A 19,786-nucleotide genomic window follows, 5' to 3' on the forward strand; every position below is an offset into this window, starting at 1 on the left:
TGATCAAACGCAATACTGCAAAGGTTTGCGCGCACAGCCGCTGGATCAGAAGCGATCCAGCAGCCGCTCTAGGTAGTTGCGTTCTTCAGGGCTGCGGCCCTGATCGCCCGAGCGGCGGCGGATGTCTTCCAAAAGATCCCAAGCACGGCGATAGGCCTGAGCGTCGCCAACGCTGCCGCCCTCGCTGGCACCGTAATCACCCCGTCCCAAAGGATCCTGACCATTGCCACCGCCCGCCTGACCCGGCGGGCCGCCTGCCTGACCTTCGCTGCCCTGTTGCTGCTGTTCGGCCATGGCTTCGCCAAGGGCGCGCATACCTTCGCGCAGCGCTTCCATTGCCTCAGATTGGTTGTCGATGGCTTCGGCCAGATCACCCTGGCGCAATGCCTCTTCGGCGTCTTCCATGGCCCGGCCCGCACGGCCGATGGCATCGCGCATGGTCTCACCTTCGGGGGTGGCCCCATAAGGCAGGCCGTTTTCCTGTCGGTTCAGTTCATCGCGCAACGCCCGCTGGCGATCCGCAAGCGAGCCTTCGCCCGGCTGACCACCGGGTTGCGCCCTTGAGCTGCCACCGGATTGACCTTGTGATGAGCCACCGGGTTGTTGCTGACCGGGTTGTTGGCCGGACTGGCCGTTTTCACCGGATTGCCCCTGCCCTTGCCCTTGCTGGTGATCCTGCCCCTGACCCAGACCGCCGCTTTGGCCCTGATTTCCCTGGCTTTCGCCGCGTTGGGCATTGGGGTTGAACTGTTCTTGCAGATCACGAAACGCCCGATCCGACAGCCCCTGCTGTTCGCGCAGGGTTTCCGCCAGCCCCTGCATCGCGTCCTCGCCTTCATTGCCGCCTTGGCCCGGCTGGCCCTGGGTGACGCGCATGTTTTCCATCAACTGCTGAAACTCGCGCAGGGCCTGTTCGGCTTCGGCCATGCGGCCCTGTTCCATCAGTTCCTGAATGCGGTCCATCATCGATTGCAGATCCTGCTGGCTGAGCAGGAGCGTTTCACCGCTTTGCTCTCCGCGTTCATCACTGTTTTCGGCCTGACGGCTGAGCTGGCGCATGTAATCTTCGGTTGCGGCGCGCAGATCCTGCATCAGGCGAGCGATTTCTTCGGGGCTGGCGCCATCGCGCATCGCCTGGCTGAGCCGCTCCTGCGCGCGCCGCATCCGTTCAAGCGCGTCGCCAATGTCACCCTCTTCGAGTTTCAGCGCGAGATCCCAGAGGGCGGCGGCAATGTCATCTTGCCCCTGTGCTGTCAGCCCCAGATCGATTTGGGTTTCAAGGCGGCGCAGGATGGTGCGCAGCTGCAGATAGGCGCCTTTGTCGCGGATCACATCTTCGGGGCGGTGCGAAATCACCCGCAGGATCTGCGCCACACGCCGCCCATTGGCGCGCGCCCACAACAGATCGCGGCGCTGTTCCACAATCGCAGCCGCGACCGGATCAAAGAAGCGCCGCGCCACCAAGGGTGCGCCAAAGCCCGCGCTTTCACCGCGCTGCAATGCGCCATCTTCGACCGTGAAATGATAGACCACCGGCAGATTGGCCCAGGGGTGCTGTGAGAAATCAGCCAGCAGCGTTTGACCAAAGGCGCGCAGATCGCCGGAATAAGGCAGCGGCAGATCCAGCTCAATCGCGGTGCGCGTGTCAGGATCCGCAGCAAGACCGTGGCGGCGTTCTATGGCCAGCAGATCAAGTTCAATACGGACCTGCCCGCCCGTGACGCCGTGATCATCGCGGGCCTCAAACGGCAGTTCCATACTGTCGTCATCGCCCAGACTGGGCGCGCCAAGCACCGCAACCGAGGGCGGTTGATCCGGCAACACTGCAACCTGCCAGCTGTGGCCGCCCTGCCCTTCGATGGTGAGATCGCCCGAGCGTGTCACCGTAAAACTGTGCTCTGCAGCCTCGGGCGTGGGGGCCGTGCCATCAGAAAGCGTTTCGGACAGCGTGAGCGCGCCTGCTTCGCCGTAAAAGCGCAGGGTGATGCGGCTGTTTTCAGGCACGGAAAGCTCCGTACCCGGCTGATCCGCAAGATAAAGAACGGGAAGGCCGGTGTATTGTGGTGGCTCCAGCCAGCCTTCCCAGCTGGGGCCGGTGGCGGCCACGGCCGGTTTGGCCTGCCAGATATTAGAGATCTGCAACAGTGAGCCAAAACACAGCGCAACCACCAGCAAAAGCGCCGCCATATAGCGCAGCGCGTAGGGGTCAAAGCGGGTGAGTGCCAGATCGGGGCGTGGGGCGCGGGCCTTGGCGGCACGGGCGCGCATTGCCTCTTGATATTGGTGCCAAAGCGCAACAGACGCCGCATCAGACTGGCCGATGGCCTGCTGATCAAGGAGCGCCGCAATTGGGCGTCCTTTGAGGGTTTCATCCAGATGCGCCTGGGTTTCAGCCCATGTGGGCCAATGCAGGTGTTTTCCCGCCCAGATAAGCGCACAGGTGATTGCCGCAAGGCACCCAATCAGCAAGGCCCAGAACGGCACTGGCGCAAGCGCGTCTTGCAGCCCCAGCATCAAGGCCGCGATCAACACCGCAACCAAAGATGTGGCGGGCCAGAGCGCACGCAGCGCGTTTTGGGCAAACATCCCCAACCGGGTGAGCCAGAGCGCAGGTTTGAGCGGGCGCAGGCGCGGATCAAGCGTGCCTGATCTGCGCGTTTTTTCTAGCGTCTGAGTATTGCTCATATACACATGCCTCCGGCTGCTCCGAAGGCGATGCGCTTCAGAGCCACTCGGGTATGGTATCGCGATTTATTATTTCGTCAAAGGTGGGGCGTTTGCGAATAACTGCGAATTGATCACCATGCACCAGAACCTCAGGAATGAGGGGGCGCGAGTTGTATTCGCTCGCCATCACCGCGCCATAGGCACCGGCGCTGCGAAACGCGATGAGATCGCCCGCCACAAGCGGAGTCATTTCACGGTTTTTGGCAAAGGTATCGCCGGTTTCACAGACAGGGCCAACGATATCATAGCTGTGCGGCTCGGTGCCGGGGGCCGGTTCAACCACGGGGATGATGTCGTGATGGGCTTCATACATGGCCGGGCGAATGAGATCGTTCATCGCGCCATCAATGATGAGGAAATCACGGTCTTCACCGGATTTCACATAGATCACCTTTGAGAGCATAATGCCCGCGTTTCCGGCGATCAGACGGCCTGGTTCAATCTCAATCTCGCAATTGAGGTATCCCAGCGTGTCTTTGATCAGCTGGCCATATTCCACCGGCAGCGGCGGGGCTTCGTTTGAGCGGGTGTAGGGAATGCCCAAACCACCGCCCAGATCGAGGCGGCGGATATTGTGGCCTTCGGCGCGCAGAGCCTCGGTGAGTTCAGCGACCTTTTGGTAGGCGAGTTTAAACGGCTCAAGCTCAGTCAGCTGGGAGCCGATGTGGCAATCAATGCCCACAACATCAAGACCGGGCAAAGAGGCTGCAAGCGCATAGACCTCTTTGGCGCGCGAAATCGGGATGCCGAATTTATTCTCGGATTTGCCAGTGGCGATTTTGGCGTGGGTCTTGGCATCCACATCCGGGTTCACCCGAATGGTGATTGGGGCAATGGTGCCAAGTTCCACCGCAACGCGGCTGATCACTTCCATCTCGGGTTCGGATTCGACATTGAACTGACGAATGCCACCGCTGAGCGCGGTGCGGATTTCCGCATCGGTTTTGCCAACGCCGGAGAAAACAATTTTATCGCCCGGCACACCTGCGGCCTTGGCGCGCAGATATTCACCCTCGCTGACCACATCCATGCCAGCACCCGCCGCGGCAAGCGTTTTGAGGATCGCCTGATTGGAGGCGGCCTTCATGGCGTAGCAGACCAGATGTTCGGTGCCTTCAAGCGCCTCATCAAACAGGCGGAAGTGACGCAACAGCGTGGCCGTTGAGTAGATATAACACGGGGAGCCAACGGCAGCCGCAATCTCGGCTACCGGCACGTCTTCGGCGTAAAGCGCGCCGTCGCGGTAGAGAAAATGATCCATAAATGGCGTTTAGGCAAAAGGGAGCGCGGGATCAATGAATTTGGCAAGGTTGATACAATTGGCAGCGGTGGGTTTTGCTGGCCGCGGCGGGTTTTGTTGCTGCGGGGGCTCCCGCCCGTTGCAGTACCATCAAAGATGGCACTGCGCCCGTTGGGCGTGGCAGCGCCGTTGGCGCTGCAGCTAGAGGCGACCGGAGACGCCCACACTGACGCTGCCGGAAACGGTGACCTGCGGCGATTGAGGCGGGGTGTCATCCACAACTGGGGTCTGCGCCGCACAACCCGCAAGCGGCAGAAAAGCCAGGAGTATGGCGCGAATCAAAAGCCCACCGCGACCGAAACCGGCCCTTTGCTTGCTCCGACGGAGCCACCAAGGTGTACCCCGTGGTTTGAGATGCCAATATTGGCGCCATAGCTGGGGCGCACCGGTTCACCATCTGCACCACAGGAGGCCAGCGCAACCACCGCGCCCAGCATCAGGATCAGTTTAAGCATTGGTATCCTCCGTTGGATTGGCCCTGCCGGTTTTACAGCGGGGCCTTTGCAGTAGATATGGAGGGGGCCTAAGCCCCCAACAAGGGTTTATTGCGCAGCGAGCGTTTCTTTCCAACGGGCGACCTGTGCGCGCACCTGAGCAGGCGCGGTTCCGCCGTAGCTCATGCGGGAGTTTACCGAGTTTTCCACCCCAAGCACGGTGAAGATGTCTTCGGTGATGCCAGCGTGCACGCCCTGCATGTCTTCGAGGCTGAGATCCGGCAGGTCGCAGCCACGAGATTCGGCCATCGCCACCAATGTGCCGGTCACATGGTGGGCATCGCGGAACGGCACTTTGAGCACCCGTACCATCCAGTCCGCCAGATCGGTTGCGGTCGAAAAGCCCGAGCCCGCCGCCGCGGCCAGCTCAGCGCGGTTGCCGGTCATGTCTTTGACCATGCCTTCCATTGCGGCGAGCGCCAGCATCCAGTTGTCTGCCGCGTCAAACACCTGCTCTTTGTCTTCCTGCATGTCTTTGGAATAGGCCAAGGGCAGGCCTTTCATCACCATCATCAGCGCGGTATTGGCGCCAAAGATACGGCCCACTTTGGCGCGGATGAGTTCTGCCGCATCGGGGTTTTTCTTTTGCGGCATGATGGAAGAGCCGGTGGAGAAGCGATCAGAAAGCGTTACAAAACGGAACTGTGCCGAGGACCAGATCACCAGTTCCTCGGAGAAGCGGCTGAGGTGCATGGCGCAGATCGAGGCGGTCGACAGGAATTCAAGCGCGAAGTCACGATCAGATACCGCATCCAGCGAGTTCGCCGTGGGGCGATCAAAACCCAGAGCCTGTGCAGTCATGTCACGATCGATCGGGAAGGAGGTGCCTGCCAGCGCGGCCGAGCCCAGCGGGCTTTCGTTCATCCGGGCACGCGCATCACGTACGCGGCTAAGATCGCGGCCAAACATTTCCACATAGGCCATCATATGGTGGCCCCAGGTCACGGGTTGTGCGGTCTGCAGGTGGGTAAAGCCCGGCATCACCCAATCGGCACCGGCTTCGGCCTGATCCACAAGTGCAGCAATCAACGCCAGCAGACCTTTTTCGGCAGCGTCAAATTGATCACGCACCCAGAGTTTAAAATCGGTTGCGACCTGATCATTGCGCGACCGGCCAGTGTGCAGACGGCCTGCGGGTTCACCAATGATTTCCTTCAGGCGGGCCTCGACATTCATGTGAATGTCTTCCAGAGCCGCAGAAAACGCAAAGTTTCCGCTTTCAATCTCTGACAAAACGGTGAGCAGACCTTCCCGAATGGCCTCGGCGTCATTATCGCTTATAACACCCGTTGCGGCGAGCATCGCCGCGTGGGCCCGAGAGCCAGAGATGTCTTGAGCCGCCATCCGCTTGTCAAATCCGATCGAGGCATTAATTGCCTCCATGATCGCATCTGGACCAGCGGCAAAGCGGCCGCCCCACATCTGGTTCGAGGTTTGATCTGTCATGGTGGAATCCTGGAGATAATATGCGTCTGTTTCGTCACCTCACCCTTTATATGGCTCTGGCCATAGGTGCAAATACAGCTATGGCCGCCGATCAGGCGACGTTGGAAGCCCTGCGCGAAGATAGCCTGCGTCGGCTGGTTGTGCACAAGGCCCCAAAACCCGTCTCGGATGAGACATTTGATCTGGCTGATGATGCCGGAACAGCCACTTTGGCCGATTACAAAGGCAAAGTGGTGCTGTTGAACTTCTGGGCCACCTGGTGTGCCCCCTGCCGCAAAGAAATGCCGCAGATTTCTGAACTGCAGCAAGAATTTGGCGGCGAAGATTTTGAAGTGCTGACCATCGCAACCGGGCGCAATTCGCCGTCGGGCATTCGCAAGTTTTTTGATGAAAACAACATCATCAACCTGCCCCGCCACCAGGACAACACCCAGAAGTTGTCGCGCGAAATGGCCGTGATTGGCCTGCCGATCACCGTGCTTTTGGATCGTGATGGCAATGAGGTTGCACGCCTGCTTGGCGATGCCGAATGGAATTCAGACAGCGCCAAAAACATCGTGAAAACGATGATTGAAAGCGAAGAATAAACTAATCTTTTCTGTGCTATAGCTTGCGGCGGCCTGATCGGCGCAAGCGGTGTTCGGCCAAGATCGGCCCGGCTGAGATGGCTTAAGATCTGGCGCAATTTACCAACAATTTGAATTTTAAGAGCGCCTTCACCCTTTTGCGCGAAGATGTCTGGTGACGCATAGTGAATGCTATGGGCAGCAGAAGCAGACATCGGGGCCGTTTCGTGAAAAGCAAACGTCTAAAACTCGCAGATATGGGTGAAGGGGGTGACACCCCATTGGGCAGTGCCGTGGTCAATCGGGACCGGTCCACATTGGATATGGTGGCGGATGCGATCAAATATGATCAGACCATGCTGGCCTATCAGCCGGTCATGCAGGCCCTGCCCCCCCATGGTGCCGCCTTTTATGAAGGTTATATCCGGGTACTGGATGCCACCGGTCGGGTGATTCCCGCGCGGGAGTTCATGGATGTGGTGGAAGACACCGAACTGGGCCGCGAGCTCGACTGTTTGGCACTGCAGCATGGTCTGCGCGCGCTGAGCAAACATCCCGATATTCGACTTTCGATCAACATGTCGGCACGTTCCATCGGCTATGAGCGGTGGAATCAGGCATTGAAACGCTTCCTCAGCAAGGACCGCAGCATTGGTGAACGGCTGCTTCTGGAGATCACCGAAGCCTCGACCCAGGGCGCGCCAGAGCTGGTTTTGGACTTTATGACCCGGATGCAGGAACATGGCATTGCCTTTGCCATGGATAACTTTGGCGCGGGCAGTATATCCATTGCACATTTCCGTCAGTTCTTTTTCGACGCGGTCAAGATCGACGGGCAATTTATCCGCAATATCAACGAGAACTATGACAATCAGGCCGTGGTACGCGCGCTTGTTGGGGTGGCGAAACAGTTCGATATGCTGACTGTTGCGGAGTCGGTTGAAAACCAGAACGATGCGGAATTCCTTGTCTCAATTGGGGTCGATTGCCTGCAGGGCTATCTCTATGGTGCACCAACAGTGCGCGCCCCCTGGGTCGAAGAAATGAAAAGCCGCCACCGCGCCTAAATCGCGCCCTTTACGGTTACAAAATTTCCCAATTAACCTCGCGAGTGAAATAAAACTTCCTCGCCTTAAAGGTTAAATCCTGCAAGACATGGTTGACTTTGCCCCTGCGGCTGCGACACCTTGCAAATTGCTGCAGGTGCAGCACGTCGTTACTGTACCTGCCAAGGGAGGGGGACAGCCGGTCGATCTACAGTTTCAAATCCTGCGACCCGCTTCCGCAATATCTGGATGTCAAAGGACCAAAAGTCATGACCAATGTTGTAATTGCATCCGCTGCGCGTACCGCAGTGGGAAGCTTTGGCGGATCATTCGCCAACACGCCCGCCCATGATCTGGGCAAAGCTGTTCTGGAAGCCGTGGTAGAACGCGCAGGCGTCGACAAAGCCGAGGTTTCGGAAACCATCCTGGGCCAGGTTCTGACCGCCGCACAGGGCCAGAACCCTGCCCGCCAGGCGCATATCAACGCTGGCCTGCCGCAAGAAAGCGCCGCCTGGGGCATCAACCAGGTTTGTGGCTCTGGTCTGCGTGCCGTTGCGCTGGGTGCGCAGCACATCCTGCTGGGCGATGCCTCCATCGTTGCCGCAGGTGGTCAGGAAAACATGACCCTCTCGCCCCATGCCGCACATCTGCGTGCAGGTCAGAAAATGGGCGATATGAAATACATCGACACCATGATCCGCGACGGCCTGTGGGATGCGTTCAACGGCTACCACATGGGTCAGACCGCAGAAAACGTGGCCGACAAATGGCAGATCAGCCGCGAGATGCAGGATGAATTTGCACTGGCGTCGCAAAACAAAGCGGAAGCAGCCCAGAAAGCAGGTAAATTCGCTGATGAAATCGTGCCGTTTATTGTGAAGCACCGCAAAGGTGACATCACCGTGGATGCAGACGAATACATCCGCCACGGTGCCACCATCGAAGGCATGCAGAAACTGCGCCCGGCTTTCGCCAAAGACGGTTCTGTGACCGCGGCCAACGCATCCGGTCTGAACGATGGTGCGGCAGCAACCCTGCTGATGAGCGCGGATGAAGCCGAGAAGCGCGGCATTGAACCACTGGCGCGAATCGCCTCTTACGCGACTGCTGGTCTGGATCCGTCGATCATGGGCGTGGGTCCGATCTATGCATCGCGCAAGGCGCTGGAGAAAGCGGGCTGGTCGGTTGATGATCTGGATCTGGTTGAAGCCAACGAAGCTTTTGCCGCTCAAGCCTGTGCTGTGAACAAGGATATGGGCTGGGATCCGTCGATTGTTAACGTAAACGGTGGCGCAATTGCCATTGGTCACCCAATTGGCGCCTCCGGCTGCCGCGTGCTGAACACGCTGCTGTTTGAAATGAAACGCCGCGGTGCAAAAAAAGGTCTCGCGACTCTGTGTATTGGTGGTGGTATGGGCGTCGCTTTGTGCGTTGAACGACCATAAACGATTAAAATATCGTCATTTATTAGGGCACCCCTCGGGGTGCCCTTTTGTTTTGACATCAGGACGTTACGATAAAGGTGCCACTATTAAATTCAGCAAAAGCAAAATCGCCCTCGCAATTTGCTTGCGCTGCATCGCAGAATTTTGCAAGATAATTACCAAGAGAATACCTACTGGAGGAAGACTACATGGCACGTATTGCACTCGTCACCGGCGGCTCCCGCGGCATCGGCGCAGCGATTTCTAAAACCCTGAAGGCCGAAGGCTATACTGTTGCAGCCACATACGCAGGTAACGACGAAGCAGCGGCAAGCTTCACCGAAGAGACCGGTATCAAGACCTACAAGTGGAACGTGGGCGATTACGAGGAATCCAAGGCAGGTATCGCCCAGGTTGAATCCGATCTCGGTGGGATTGACGTTGTTGTGGCAAACGCAGGCATTACCCGCGACGCGCCATTTCACAAGATGACACCAGAGCAGTGGCAGCAGGTGATCGACACCAACTTGACCGGCGTGTTCAACACTGTGCACCCGATCTGGCCTGGCATGCGCGAACGTGGCTTTGGCCGGGTGATCGTGATCTCCTCGATCAATGGTCAGAAAGGTCAATTCGGCCAGGTGAACTATGCAGCCACCAAGGCGGGTGATCTGGGCATCATCAAATCGCTGGCACAGGAAGGTGCAGCCAAAGGCATCACCGCCAACGCAATCTGCCCCGGCTATATCGCGACCGAAATGGTGATGGCAGTGCCTGAGAAAGTGCGTGAGATGATCATCGGTCAGATCCCAACAGGCCGTCTGGGCGAGCCGGAAGAAATCGCGCGCTGCGTGGCCTTCCTGGCGTCTGACGATGCGGGTTTTGTCAACGGCTCCACCATCTCTGCAAACGGTGGTCAATTCGTCGTCTGATCTGTGCTCGGATGATTTGATGTAAAATCAATAAGGGCCGCTCCTGCTGGGGCGGCCCTTGTTGAATCCCGTAAGGACCTGGCGCCTAGGCCCAGCGGGAACTGAGGGCGCGACTGCGCCGTGTTGGCAAATTCCACAATGCGTTCCAGAAGGATGCAAAGGCTTTGGCGCGTTCCATATGGGCGCGTTCCATTGCTTGAGCGATCTGAATATTGGTGGTTGCTTCGATCATCTGATCTCTCCTTCAGGTTAGTGTGACTTGATTGATCCTAAGATGACTGCTTTATTCGTTCAGGACAAACGAGAGTTTTTCGAGCATCAATTAAGAAATACTTGTGTGAAACATGCCAGATCGCCTGCCCCCTCTTACCGCTTTACGCGCCTTTGACGCTGCCGCGCGCCATATGTCATTTGCCAAGGCAGCAGATGAGCTGAACGTGACCCCTGCGGCGCTGTCGTTTCAGATCAAAACCCTGGAAGAGCATCTGGGGGAAAAACTGTTTCACCGTCTCAACCGCGCCGTCGAGTTGACCGCGGCTGGGCGCACCCTGTCTCCGGGGGCAGCGGAAGGGTTTGCAACGCTGACCGACGCATGGAATGCAACCCGCCGGCTGCAAGACAATACAACGCTTACCGTGACCGCAGGCCCCGGGCTGACGGCAAAATGGCTGGCACCGCGGCTTTATGAGTTTGCCCGCAGCCATCCCGATATTGATCTCAGGTTTTCGGCCTCGCTGCGTATGGTGGATCTGAAACGCGAAGACGTGGATGTGGCAATCCGGTTTGGGGAACATGATCCCGAAGATCTATATAGCCGCGCGGCCCCCAATGATTGGCTGACCCCGGTGATGACGCCAGAACTTGCCGCGCAGTACCCCACCCCGGAATCGATCACCAAAGCGCCGCTGATCATTGATGAATCGCTCAACTTTCTGTCACAGCCCCCTTGCTGGCATCATTGGTTCAAAGCTGTGGGAATCGATTTCTCTCCCCAAAATGGCACGCGCTTTTCCGGCGCAGACCACGTTGTAGATGCCGCAGTTACCGGCATGGGGGTGGCGTTGGCGCGCCGACCGATCATTATTAAGGACCTGCAGGACGGCCGTCTTGTTGCCCCCTTCCCCGTTGGAGTTGAGGTTCCGGCCTGTTTCCGGTTTCTCTGCCTCAAAAGCACACAGGATCAGCCGCGCATTGTTGCCTTTCGCAACTGGATGTTTGATGAGATCGAAAAGACATCCCCCCTCTTTGATGGGTTCCGCATTATTGCGCTGAAGGATCTGATCGAGAATGAGTAAACCACAGGCAACCGTCATTGGTTTTGGCGCAATATTGCTTTGGGCGCTGTTGGCGCTATTGACCGTCGGATCCGAACCCACGCCGCCTTTGCTGCTGAATGCCATCTGTTTCAGCATTGGTGGCAGCCTTGGGCTGCTGTGGTGCGCGGCAAACGGCACTTTGGCAGAGCTGCGCGCGGTGCCCTTGAAGGTCTATGCTTTTGGGTCAGTTGCGCTTTTTGCCTATCACGCGTTGTATTTTTCCGCCCTGCGACTGGCCCCGGCGGCCGAGGCCGGGCTCATCGCCTATCTCTGGCCGCTGCTGATTGTGTTGTTTTCCGGCCTTTTGCCCGGTGAACAGCTGCGGGCGGGCCATATCATCGGCGCGGCGCTTGGATTTTGTGGTGCGGGTTTGATTGTTTCCGGCGGGGGTGCGGGTTTTCAGATGACCTATCTGCCGGGTTACGGGCTCGCGCTGCTATGTGCGCTGACATGGTCGAGCTATTCTGTCATCTCGCGCCGCTTTGCCGATATTCCAACCAGCAGCGTGACGGTGTTCTGCCTGGTGTCGGCGCTTGCGTCCTGGCTGCTGCATGGCATGGTCGAAGAGACCATCTGGCCACAAACCACACTCGCCTGGCTATCGGCGCTGGGGCTGGGGCTGGGGCCTGTGGGGCTTGCGTTTTTTGTCTGGGATATCGGGGTGAAACGCGGCGACATCCAGATGCTGGGCACCGTGTCTTACGCCACGCCGCTGCTGTCGACGGTTGTGTTGATTGTTGCTGGCTTTGCCCAGTTCAGCTGGGGCCTTGCGGCGGCTGCGGCGCTGATCACTTTGGCGGCGCTATGTGCAGCATTTGCCAGCCGTCAGGCCAAATAATCAGATCAGCCAAGGTTGCTTCACATAAAAAGGGTCATCTCAGTGATGACCCTTCCACCGGTTGTCCGGTGATATATTGAGCGTCTCCGCCGTCTCTGGGTTAGTCTCCCGACAAGCGAGAGATCTCTTCCTTGATTTTTAGTTTTTGTTTTTTGAGAGATGCGATCGCGAGCCCATCCATGCTGGGGGAACGTTGCGCTATCTCCACTTCATTGCTCAGGTGCTCGTGCTTCTTCTTGAGTTCGGTCAGATGCGAGCTGAGGCTCATGGTTACCCTCCTATTGAGCTTGGTCGAGCCCCGGGTTCCCCGGGACCTCAAGAGTGGACCATAGAAGATGCATTCTGTCACGCTGCGGCTGCAAAATAAGCGGATCAAATTTTACAAATAAGCTGGAACGTGCCGATATGGGTCAAATCCAATCAATAGAAAGCGTCGGATTTGAAAAAATGGTCACTTTGGCCACATCAGCGCTGCACCTTTGCGCAGGATCTCTTCGACCTCGGGACGGTAATCCGGGCCATCACCGGCATGATGCGCGCCTGCGTGCAGCAGCATTGGGGCATGAAGCCGCAGATCAGCGCGCCCCGCTTTGCGACCCCGCACCAATATCAGCTCAGCCGCGCGCCCTTCGCGGGCGGAAATCGGCAGAACTTCAAGGCTACCAAGGTGATCTGCAAAGCAACTGATCACATCGGCCAGGCGATTGGCCTTCTGGATCATGTAGAAATACCCTTTGGGGGCAAGGCGGCGGCTTGCAACCTCAACCCAGGTCCGCAGCGGTGTTGCCTCCCCCAATGCGCAGCGGCGGCCAGCATCCTGCGCCTGACTGTGCGCCCCTGCCCGATAATATGGCGGGTTGGCGATAATGTGATCAAAGCGCTGCTGTTTCAGCGCGGCAGGCAGATCAGCCAGATCCGCGCAGCTGATAGAGAGCTCGATCCCGTTCAGATCCCCGTTGCGCCGGGCCAGATCCGCATATTCCTCTTGCAGTTCAACCCCAGAAAGCGCGAGGCCCGAGACACGCGCACCAAGGCACAACAGAGCCTGCCCACCGCCACAGCCCAGCTCAAGCACGCTTTGGCCGGTTTCAGCCTCAACAGAGGCCGCCAGCAACACCGGATCGACCCCAGCGCGATAGCCGGATTTTGGTTGCAGCAGCTGTACTTTGCCGCCGAGAAAGGCGTTCTGGCTCAATACGTCGTCTGAAAACACAGCGGTCAACGCCCAAAAGGGATGTCATTATCGCGCATCACCCGTTCGGCGGCTGCGTGATCATCCGGGTGCACCATAAGGCGGCGCGGGAAAATTCCAATCCCACCTTCCAGCACGCTCATATTTACGTCCATTTGAAAGCAGTCTATATCCTCACCCTCAAGAAGGGCCGAAGCAAAGGCGATGATCGTGGGATCGGTGCTGCGCAAAAGTTCTTTCATGGGGATGGATCTAAGGCCAAGGCGACAGGAATGTCGAGCCTTGCAGACAGGAAAGTGATGGATCAGGTCATGTCGCAAAAGCCGCACGAATTGCTGGCCGCCGAATTGGCAGCGGAAATGGATGCCGTGAATGTATTGATCCGGGAGCGGATGGCCTCCAAACATGCGCCCCGCATTCCGGAAGTGACCGCGCATCTGGTCGAAGCAGGTGGCAAACGGCTGCGCCCGATGCTGACGCTGGCGGCGGCACGTCTGTTTGACCTTGAAGGTGACAATCACATCAAACTGGCCGCCACGGTGGAATTCATCCACACTGCGACGCTGCTGCACGATGATGTGGTGGATGAAAGCGGCCAACGCCGCGGCCGCCCGACTGCAAATCTTTTGTGGGATAACAAAAGCTCGGTTCTGGTTGGCGACTACCTGTTTTCCCGCAGTTTCCAGTTGATGGTTGAAACCGGCTCGTTGCGGGTTCTGGATATTCTGGCCAATGCCTCGGCAACAATTGCCGAAGGTGAAGTGCTGCAGATGACAGCCGCCAGTGATCTGGCCACCAATGAAGACATCTACCTGCAGGTGGTGCGCGGCAAGACAGCGGCGCTGTTTTCTGCGGCCACTGAGGTGGGCGGTGTGATTGCTGGCGCTGATGAAACCCAGGTCAAGGCGCTGTTTGATTATGGCGATGCGCTGGGGATTGCCTTCCAGATCGCGGATGATCTGCTGGATTATCAAGGTGACAGCGCCAAGACCGGCAAAAACGTGGGCGATGATTTCCGTGAACGCAAACTGACCTTGCCGGTGATCAAGGCGGTGGCTGCAGCAACAGATGAAGAGCGCGCCTTCTGGACCCGCACGATTGAGAAGGGCAAACAGGAAGACGGTGACCTGGAGCATGCGCTGGCGCTGATGGACAAGTATCAGACGCTCGAAGCCACCCGTAAGGACGCTCTGGCCTGGGCAGAGACCGCAAAATCCGCGATGGCAAAATTGCCTGAAAACCCACTACGCCAGATCCTGATCGATCTTGCGGATTATGTGGTTGCGCGTCTGCACTGAATAAGCGGTGGCGCTCCCGTGCCTGAAAGTGTTTTGCCAGGCAAAACCCATTACAGCCTTGGGCTAAGCGCCGCGCATTGCGCGGCGCGGCCTCATATCAGATACCCCTCAGTGATCATTCGCACCGGTTGCAACCAGATCCGCGCCGCGCACGCGCGGCGCTTGGCCCAACGGGATGCGCCCTTTAGGGCAAGGACGGGCGGGAGCGCTGCCCCGCCGCCATCTCATCACCCGTCTTGCGCCACGCGCAGTGGTTCAGCGCCTTCTTCTGCAAGCACAGCATCAAGACCCACTTCCAACTTGCGCCGGATCCGTTCGGGATCTGCCTCGCCGTCGGTATCTTCGGGATCAATGAACGACAACGCTCTGCTCCATTGAAACTCAGCTTCGCGGAAGCGCCCCACAGCCCAATAGACATCCCCCAGATGGTCTGTCACCACAGGATCCACCGGCATCAGCTCAACGGCAGTCTCCATATGACCCACAGCTTCTTCATAGCGGCCAAGACGATAAAGCACCCAGCCCAGTGAATCGACGATATAGCCCGCCTCTGGCTGCGCTTCGACCGCGCGCTCGATCATGGCAAGCGCCTCATCCAGTTTGGTCTGTTTCTCCACCAGCGAATAGCCCAGATAGTTGAGCACCTGCGGCTGGTTGGGGTTCAGTGCAAGGGCCGCGCGAAAATCCGCCTCGGCCTGCTCCCAGTCATCCTGACGCTCATTGCTGATGCCACGCGCATAAAGCAGCAGCCAGCGTCCGGTGGTTTCTGGGGCAGTCAGCTCAAGCGCGCGATCATAGGCGTTTTCAGCCTTTGCGTAGTCTTCCTGCTGGCGGAACAAATCGCCCAGCTCAGAGAACACGGTAGGATCATTGGGGTGCGCCTTGCTCAGCTGATTGAGCACTTCAATCGCCGCATCTGGTTTGCCAGAGCGGCGCAGCACATCGGCACGTCCGATTTCAGCCGCGTGATATTCCGGGTGATCCGCAGGAACTGAGCCATAGGCCTCAATTGCGAGATCATATTGATCCAGCTCATCCAAAAGATCCGCGCTCAGCAGGATTGCATCCACGTGATCGGGGCGCAACGCCGCAGTGAGACGCGCGTAGATCAGCGCAAGATCAGCGCTGGTTTCACCGGATAGAACCACGCTCAGGGTGAAAAACGCCTCAGCCAGACCAGCCTGCGGGGTTGGGGCAATGTCAAAGGCCAGCGTTTCATCCTGCAACAGCGCATCGGACACTCGTTTAAGGGCAGGATCAAAACGATTGCCAAATGCGTTTTCCATAAACGCGATCGCATCCCCATTGCGATCAAGCTGGGACAGGATCTGCACATAGGCCAAAGCAGAGCGACGCGAGGCGCGCGCGAGGCGGCGATCCTCTTCCTCCATCAGCGCAGCCGCGCCCTGATAATCCCCCACCGAGGCCAGTGTCAGCGCCCGGTGATAATTGGCAAAGAATTTGAGATTGCTATCCTCGGCAAGCTCATTCAGCGCATCAACCGACTGGCTGACAGCGCCTTCACCCAGATGGGCCCAGGCCCGAATGAGACCTTCGGTCAGATTGCCGGTGGTTTGGGTTTCAAGATCACGGCCCAGAATGGCGGCGTAGTCTTCTTTGAGGGCAAGCTCACCCACGATGGCGACATTGGCCATCTGGCTCACTGCGCCAAGATCCGAAATCCGCTGCGCGATCGGCGCTGCACGTTCAAGCTGCCCCATCGCCAGACGGGCAAAAACCACATTTTCCAGCAAAACCGGGTTCTTCGGGTCCCGCGCCAGCGCCCGGCTGAAATAATCCGCCGTGGCTTCGAAATTGCCCTCATAGGTGGCCGCACGTCCCGCCAGATAGGCCCCAGCAAGACCACGTACCGAGGTAAAATCCTTGCTTTGGGCAATCGCCTGGGGAGAGGTGCCTGCCAGAAGTGCGGCACAGGTCGCAGCAAAGCTCACGGAACGAAGAAAACGAATGGGCACGCGGCTCTCCCTTAGGTCATAAATATATATATTCATTAAGCTAGGCGCTTGCTGAACAAGACGCAATGGCACTGCCACCCACAGGCTCTTCAACTTGCTGCCATCCGCCGATGATGGCCGGTTTTACAAAAGACAAGGTTAACAAATGAAAAGCCGCGCCAGAGGGGCGCGGCTTTTTTAGCAGTCCTGACAAAATGCAGGTTTTACATATTTGGATAGTTCGGCCCGTCGCCCCCTTGTGGGGTGGTCCAGGTGATGTTTTCTGCCGGATCCTTGATGTCACAGGTTTTGCAATGAACGCAGTTCTGGAAGTTCACCACGAACTCGGGCTTGCCGTCTTTTTCCAAAACTTCATACACGCCCGCCGGACAATAGCGCTGTGCCGGTTCTGCATACATCGGAAGGTTGTCGTAGATCGGCTTGGTAGCATCTTTCAGACGCAGATGTGCGGGCTGGCTTTCTTCGTGGTTGGTGAAAGAAAACGACACATTGGTCAGACGATCAAACGACAGCACACCATCCGGTTTGGGATAGTCGATTGGCTTATGTGACGCGGCAGGCTCAGTAGATTGCGCGTCATTTTTGCCGTGCTTCAACGTGCCAAAAAGTGAGAACCCAAAGGTATTGGTCCACATGTCCAAACCACCCAGGGTGAGCGAGGCCGCCAGACCCCATTTTGACCACATGGGTTTGACGTTTCTGACCTTTTTCAGATCTTTTGCGATCGGCCCCGAACGCACGTCTTCCTCATAGGTCTGCAGCTCATCACCGGAGCGGCCTGCCTTGATTGCATCATATGCGGCTTCGGCTGCGGCCTTGCCTGAGAGCATCGCGTTGTGGTTGCCTTTGATGCGCGGCACGTTGACCATCCCCGCAGAGCAGCCCAGCAGCGCCACGCCAGACGCCACCAGACGCGGCATAGACTGCCAGCCGCCTTCGGTAATGGCGCGGGCACCGTACGCCACGCGTTTGCCGCCTTCGAGCAGCTCAGCCACCATCGGGTGATGTTTGAACCGCTGGAATTCCATATAGGGGAAGAGATGCGGGTTTTTGTAGTTCAAGTGCACCACAAACCCTACGTATACCTGATTGTTTTCAAGGTGGTAGATAAAGGACCCGCCGCCCGCGTTTGACCCCAAAGGCCAGCCCATAGTGTGGGTCACAGTGCCTTCTTTGTGTTTGGCCGGATCGATCTCCCAGATCTCTTTCATGCCAACGCCGTATTTTTGCGGCTCTTTGCCAGCTGCAAGATCATAGCGTTCGATCACCTCTTTGGAGAGCGAGCCACGCACCCCTTCGGAGAGGAAGACATATTTGCCGTGCAGCTCCATGCCGGGTTCGGAATTGGGGCCAAGCGATCCATCTGCTTCGAGGCCAAAGACCCCGGCAACCACGCCTTTGACTTCGCCCTTGTCGCCGTAAACCAGCTCAGAACAGGCCATGCCCGGGAAGATTTCCACCCCTAGCTCTTCGGCCTGCTCAGCCATCCAGCGGCAGACATTGCCCATGGAAACGATGTAGTTGCCGTGGTTGTTCATCAACGGCGGCATGGGGAAATTGGGGATGCGCACCTTGCCCGCTTCGCCAAGCATGAAGAAATTATCTTCTTCAACAAGGGTATTCAGCGGCGCGCCTTTTTCTTTCCAATCGGGGATCAGCGCATCAAGGCCACACGGATCCAGAACCGCGCCGGACAGAATATGCGCCCCAACCTCAGACCCTTTTTCCAGAACCACAACGTCTAAGTCTGCGTCCAGCTGTTTGAGACGGATTGCTGCCGAAAGACCTGCGGGACCAGCGCCCACGATCACGACATCATATTCCATCATTTCCCGTTCAATTTCGGCCATCTTACGGCGCTCCCTGGCTACATTTTCGCTACCGACCCGGCTGGGCGCAATAATCTTTCGCGGTTGATTAGCGTTTGATGACGCCAATCGTCAATTCAAACCCTACGTCCGCAGCTAAGCGTCGCAGGTCAGATGAATCAATCTCTTATTATTTTCGACATTTAATCGCTGCTTTGCGGCATTGGTACATCTCCCATCAAAAAACGTGGCCCCGGACCCCGCTCTGCAGCGCAATCATCACGGTTAAAAAGTGCGCATTTGGGAAGAGATAGGCAACCACAACCGATACAGCCGTCCAAATTGTCGCGCAACAGCTGCAATGTCTTGATTCGGCGATCGAGATGTTCGCGAAACGACAGCGATATCTGCGCCCAATCTTCTGGCGTGGGGGTGCGGCTTCCTGGCAGCTCAGCCAGAAAGCCGCGAATCTCAGGCAGCGACAGGCCAAATTTTTGCGCCACCATAATGAAGCTGAGCCGCCGAATGTCTGCGCGCATAAAACGACGCTGACCACCGGCATTGCGCCAGGGCGCGACCAGCCCCTGCGCCTCATAGTAGCGGATCGCGGAGACGGCGAGGCCGGTGCGTTCGGCCAGATAGCCGATGGAAACGCCTGCTGCGGATGGGGTGGCGGATTGGACCAATACAGGGCTCCTCAAATTGCTTGACCTAAAGTTAGGTTGAGAAATTAGCGTGGGGCGACTCAGAGGTCAAATCAACACAGGAGAACCAAGATGAGTGCAGTTCTGGAACATGCAAATATCACCGTCGCCAACCCAAACGCCACTGCGGCCTGGATGGAGCAGATCTTTGGCTGGCATATCCGTTGGCAGGGTGATGCCAAAGACGGCGGATATTCGATCCATGTGGGCAGCAAAGACAGCTACCTCGCGCTTTATAGCCCCGGCTCTGCACTCAACGATGCCAGTCACAGCTACACATCGCGCGGCGGCCTTAACCATCTGGCGGTTGTTGTCGACAATTATGAAGCCACCGAACGCCAGGTGCGTGCAGCAGGATTCAAAGTTGGTGAACACTATGATTACGAGCCGGGTCGCCGGTTTTATTTCTATGACGACAATGGGATCGAATATGAGGTGGTGAACTACGACTGATGCTGTGGCTGCATCAGTGGTCGGGGCAAAATTTCGGCAAATCAGCGTAAAACCGCGCGGTTCTTTCGGCTTTTTGTTGCTGAGCAGATGGTAAATTCCCCTCACCGCGCAGGCGGAAACCACCGCCCCCCCTTGCATTCCCCCTCAGGATTGGGTCAGGTATCGGTCAACTCGATCTAACGCCCCGCGTGCAGACCTCTGCGGCGGGGCTGACCTGTTCGACACAATAATAACCGCTGTTTGCAGCCCAAAGACGCCGGACCTTC

General features: G+C 57.7%; 19 protein-coding genes. 8 read left to right on the forward strand and 11 right to left on the reverse strand.

The annotated features are described in order from the left end of the window. Positions 1 to 45: 45 nt before the first annotated feature. The 4 genes from GG681_RS06815 to argH all read right to left on the reverse strand — a co-directional run bounded on the left by GG681_RS06815 (position 46) and on the right by argH (position 5,967). The gene (locus GG681_RS06815; protein WP_153546432.1) at positions 46 to 2,685 is read right to left on the reverse strand and encodes a DUF4175 domain-containing protein; all 2,640 of its coding nucleotides are present in this window, start codon (positions 2,683 to 2,685) and stop codon (positions 46 to 48) included. Positions 2,686 to 2,722: 37 nt separating this feature from the next. Next, on the reverse strand, positions 2,723 to 3,988 hold the full coding sequence (lysA, locus tag GG681_RS06820; RefSeq protein WP_153546434.1) for a diaminopimelate decarboxylase: 1,266 nt from the start codon (positions 3,986 to 3,988) through the stop codon (positions 2,723 to 2,725). Positions 3,989 to 4,305: 317 nt separating this feature from the next. Next, on the reverse strand, positions 4,306 to 4,482 hold the full coding sequence (locus tag GG681_RS17685; RefSeq protein WP_194287151.1) for a hypothetical protein: 177 nt from the start codon (positions 4,480 to 4,482) through the stop codon (positions 4,306 to 4,308). Positions 4,483 to 4,569: 87 nt separating this feature from the next. Next, positions 4,570 to 5,967 carry an argininosuccinate lyase gene (gene argH, locus GG681_RS06825; protein ID WP_194287152.1) on the reverse strand — a complete coding sequence of 466 codons (1,398 nt, stop codon included), beginning with the start codon at positions 5,965 to 5,967 and terminating at the stop codon, positions 4,570 to 4,572. A 20-nt stretch (positions 5,968 to 5,987) separates the two neighbouring features. Here argH and GG681_RS06830 point away from each other — a divergent pair, with 20 nt between their 5' ends. The 4 genes from GG681_RS06830 to phbB all read left to right on the forward strand — a co-directional run bounded on the left by GG681_RS06830 (position 5,988) and on the right by phbB (position 9,935). Further along, positions 5,988 to 6,554 (forward strand): TlpA disulfide reductase family protein, encoded by a 567-nt coding sequence (locus GG681_RS06830; RefSeq protein WP_153546436.1) that lies wholly within the window; start codon positions 5,988 to 5,990, stop codon positions 6,552 to 6,554. 236 nt (positions 6,555 to 6,790) lie between these two features. Continuing rightward, complete coding sequence (locus GG681_RS06835) at positions 6,791 to 7,600, forward strand: EAL domain-containing protein (RefSeq protein ID WP_153547014.1); 810 nt, start codon at positions 6,791 to 6,793, stop codon at positions 7,598 to 7,600. Between the two features lie 248 nt (positions 7,601 to 7,848). Continuing rightward, positions 7,849 to 9,024: an acetyl-CoA C-acetyltransferase gene (locus GG681_RS06840; RefSeq protein ID WP_153546438.1), complete on the forward strand. Its 1,176-nt coding sequence runs from the start codon at positions 7,849 to 7,851 to the stop codon at positions 9,022 to 9,024. Positions 9,025 to 9,212: 188 nt separating this feature from the next. After that, entirely contained in the window at positions 9,213 to 9,935 is a 723-nt protein-coding gene (gene phbB / locus GG681_RS06845; protein ID WP_153546440.1) for an acetoacetyl-CoA reductase, read from the forward strand. An 85-nt stretch (positions 9,936 to 10,020) separates the two neighbouring features. Here phbB and GG681_RS06850 read toward each other — a convergent pair whose 3' ends face one another. Continuing rightward, the gene (locus GG681_RS06850) at positions 10,021 to 10,167 is read right to left on the reverse strand and encodes a hypothetical protein (RefSeq protein ID WP_153546442.1); all 147 of its coding nucleotides are present in this window, start codon (positions 10,165 to 10,167) and stop codon (positions 10,021 to 10,023) included. Positions 10,168 to 10,279: 112 nt separating this feature from the next. Here GG681_RS06850 and gcvA point away from each other — a divergent pair, with 112 nt between their 5' ends. Together gcvA and yddG are read left to right on the forward strand one after the other, a co-directional pair. Then, positions 10,280 to 11,230, forward strand: a complete 951-nt coding sequence (gene gcvA, locus GG681_RS06855) for a transcriptional regulator GcvA (RefSeq protein WP_153546444.1) — start codon at positions 10,280 to 10,282, stop codon at positions 11,228 to 11,230. Beyond that, complete coding sequence (gene yddG / locus GG681_RS06860; RefSeq protein WP_153546446.1) at positions 11,223 to 12,089, forward strand: aromatic amino acid exporter YddG; 867 nt, start codon at positions 11,223 to 11,225, stop codon at positions 12,087 to 12,089. Before gcvA ends, yddG begins: the two co-directional genes overlap by 8 nt. A gap of 100 nt (positions 12,090 to 12,189) precedes the next feature. Here yddG and GG681_RS06865 read toward each other — a convergent pair whose 3' ends face one another. The 3 genes from GG681_RS06865 to GG681_RS06875 form a co-directional block, all read right to left on the reverse strand. Continuing rightward, a complete protein-coding gene (locus GG681_RS06865) occupies positions 12,190 to 12,357 on the reverse strand; it encodes a YdcH family protein (RefSeq protein ID WP_153546448.1) in 168 nt (55 codons plus the stop codon). A 183-nt stretch (positions 12,358 to 12,540) separates the two neighbouring features. Further along, on the reverse strand, positions 12,541 to 13,311 hold the full coding sequence (locus GG681_RS06870; protein WP_153546450.1) for a tRNA1(Val) (adenine(37)-N6)-methyltransferase: 771 nt from the start codon (positions 13,309 to 13,311) through the stop codon (positions 12,541 to 12,543). Next, positions 13,308 to 13,523: a putative signal transducing protein gene (locus tag GG681_RS06875; RefSeq protein ID WP_153546452.1), complete on the reverse strand. Its 216-nt coding sequence runs from the start codon at positions 13,521 to 13,523 to the stop codon at positions 13,308 to 13,310. The genes GG681_RS06870 and GG681_RS06875 overlap by 4 nt, the downstream gene beginning before the upstream one ends. Before the next feature lie 57 nt (positions 13,524 to 13,580). Here GG681_RS06875 and GG681_RS06880 point away from each other — a divergent pair, with 57 nt between their 5' ends. After that, positions 13,581 to 14,579, forward strand: coding sequence for a polyprenyl synthetase family protein (locus GG681_RS06880; protein WP_153547016.1), 999 nt, complete (start codon positions 13,581 to 13,583; stop codon positions 14,577 to 14,579). Between the two features lie 227 nt (positions 14,580 to 14,806). Here GG681_RS06880 and GG681_RS06885 read toward each other — a convergent pair whose 3' ends face one another. The 3 genes from GG681_RS06885 to soxR form a co-directional block, all read right to left on the reverse strand. Further along, positions 14,807 to 16,555, reverse strand: a complete 1,749-nt coding sequence (locus GG681_RS06885; RefSeq protein ID WP_328593296.1) for a tetratricopeptide repeat protein — start codon at positions 16,553 to 16,555, stop codon at positions 14,807 to 14,809. 203 nt (positions 16,556 to 16,758) lie between these two features. After that, complete coding sequence (locus tag GG681_RS06890; RefSeq protein ID WP_153546456.1) at positions 16,759 to 18,405, reverse strand: electron transfer flavoprotein-ubiquinone oxidoreductase; 1,647 nt, start codon at positions 18,403 to 18,405, stop codon at positions 16,759 to 16,761. 161 nt (positions 18,406 to 18,566) lie between these two features. Then, the gene (gene soxR / locus GG681_RS06895) at positions 18,567 to 19,049 is read right to left on the reverse strand and encodes a redox-sensitive transcriptional activator SoxR (RefSeq protein WP_153546458.1); all 483 of its coding nucleotides are present in this window, start codon (positions 19,047 to 19,049) and stop codon (positions 18,567 to 18,569) included. 90 nt (positions 19,050 to 19,139) lie between these two features. Here soxR and GG681_RS06900 point away from each other — a divergent pair, with 90 nt between their 5' ends. Further along, positions 19,140 to 19,520: a VOC family protein gene (locus GG681_RS06900; RefSeq protein ID WP_153546460.1), complete on the forward strand. Its 381-nt coding sequence runs from the start codon at positions 19,140 to 19,142 to the stop codon at positions 19,518 to 19,520. The last annotated feature ends 266 nt before the right edge of the window (positions 19,521 to 19,786 follow it).

The organism is Tritonibacter aquimaris, assembly GCF_009617595.1.
Taxonomy (GTDB): Bacteria; Pseudomonadota; Alphaproteobacteria; order Rhodobacterales; family Rhodobacteraceae; genus Epibacterium; species Epibacterium aquimaris.

Bases quoted from the DNA above. Each gene is read 5' to 3' on its own strand.
- GG681_RS06815 (WP_153546432.1), bottom strand. From the start codon at position 2,685: ATGAGCAATACTCAGACGCTAGAAAAAACGCGCAGATCAGGCACGCTT.
- lysA (WP_153546434.1), bottom strand. From the start codon at position 3,988: ATGGATCATTTTCTCTACCGCGACGGCGCGCTTTACGCCGAAGACGTG.
- GG681_RS17685 (WP_194287151.1), bottom strand. From the start codon at position 4,482: ATGCTTAAACTGATCCTGATGCTGGGCGCGGTGGTTGCGCTGGCCTCC.
- argH (WP_194287152.1), bottom strand. From the start codon at position 5,967: ATGACAGATCAAACCTCGAACCAGATGTGGGGCGGCCGCTTTGCCGCT.
- GG681_RS06830 (WP_153546436.1), top strand. From the start codon at position 5,988: ATGCGTCTGTTTCGTCACCTCACCCTTTATATGGCTCTGGCCATAGGT.
- GG681_RS06835 (WP_153547014.1), top strand. From the start codon at position 6,791: ATGGGTGAAGGGGGTGACACCCCATTGGGCAGTGCCGTGGTCAATCGG.
- GG681_RS06840 (WP_153546438.1), top strand. From the start codon at position 7,849: ATGACCAATGTTGTAATTGCATCCGCTGCGCGTACCGCAGTGGGAAGC.
- phbB (WP_153546440.1), top strand. From the start codon at position 9,213: ATGGCACGTATTGCACTCGTCACCGGCGGCTCCCGCGGCATCGGCGCA.
- GG681_RS06850 (WP_153546442.1), bottom strand. From the start codon at position 10,167: ATGATCGAAGCAACCACCAATATTCAGATCGCTCAAGCAATGGAACGC.
- gcvA (WP_153546444.1), top strand. From the start codon at position 10,280: ATGCCAGATCGCCTGCCCCCTCTTACCGCTTTACGCGCCTTTGACGCT.
- yddG (WP_153546446.1), top strand. From the start codon at position 11,223: ATGAGTAAACCACAGGCAACCGTCATTGGTTTTGGCGCAATATTGCTT.
- GG681_RS06865 (WP_153546448.1), bottom strand. From the start codon at position 12,357: ATGAGCCTCAGCTCGCATCTGACCGAACTCAAGAAGAAGCACGAGCAC.
- GG681_RS06875 (WP_153546452.1), bottom strand. From the start codon at position 13,523: ATGAAAGAACTTTTGCGCAGCACCGATCCCACGATCATCGCCTTTGCT.
- GG681_RS06880 (WP_153547016.1), top strand. From the start codon at position 13,581: ATGGATCAGGTCATGTCGCAAAAGCCGCACGAATTGCTGGCCGCCGAA.
- GG681_RS06890 (WP_153546456.1), bottom strand. From the start codon at position 18,405: ATGGCCGAAATTGAACGGGAAATGATGGAATATGATGTCGTGATCGTG.
- GG681_RS06900 (WP_153546460.1), top strand. From the start codon at position 19,140: ATGAGTGCAGTTCTGGAACATGCAAATATCACCGTCGCCAACCCAAAC.